This is a genomic window from Dellaglioa sp. CoH-57-MRSF-21 (assembly GCF_056781915.1).
The window spans coordinates 1-367 of the sequence record NZ_JBXAXU010000106.1; the positions used below are offsets into that span (position 1 = coordinate 1).

Below are 367 nucleotides of genomic sequence, written 5' to 3' on the forward strand. Positions count from 1 at the left end.
CGGGGACAGGAGTCCCCGGTTCACAAATTCTTAGCAACAGGAGTTGCAAAGTGGACAACCAATTCAATCTCGCGCTTGACACCGACGTTTACAAGTGGAGCCACGCAGCTCAACTGCCGCCCGGCGTGCAGTTTGCTTCGTCGTACTGCTCGGCACGATCGGACAAGGAATACCGCGCTTCCATCTTCTTCGGCCTGCAAGCCGAGCTGCGGAATATCGTGGCTAATCCGTTGACGCGTGAGCAAGTTGAAGAGGCTCGTGAGATCGCCGTCGCGAATTGCGGGACTTTCCCGTATATCGAGTTCATGCAAATCGTGAACGAACACGGCGGTCTTCCTCCCGTGAGCATTTCGGCGCTGCCCGAAGG

General features: G+C 56.7%; 1 protein-coding gene. It reads left to right on the forward strand.

From position 1 onward, the window contains the following. Positions 1-50: 50 nt before the first annotated feature. The coding region (locus tag AC1RPQ_RS08165; protein ID WP_481762287.1) for a nicotinamide phosphoribosyltransferase domain-containing protein at positions 51-367 on the forward strand (317 nt) is incomplete at its 3' end.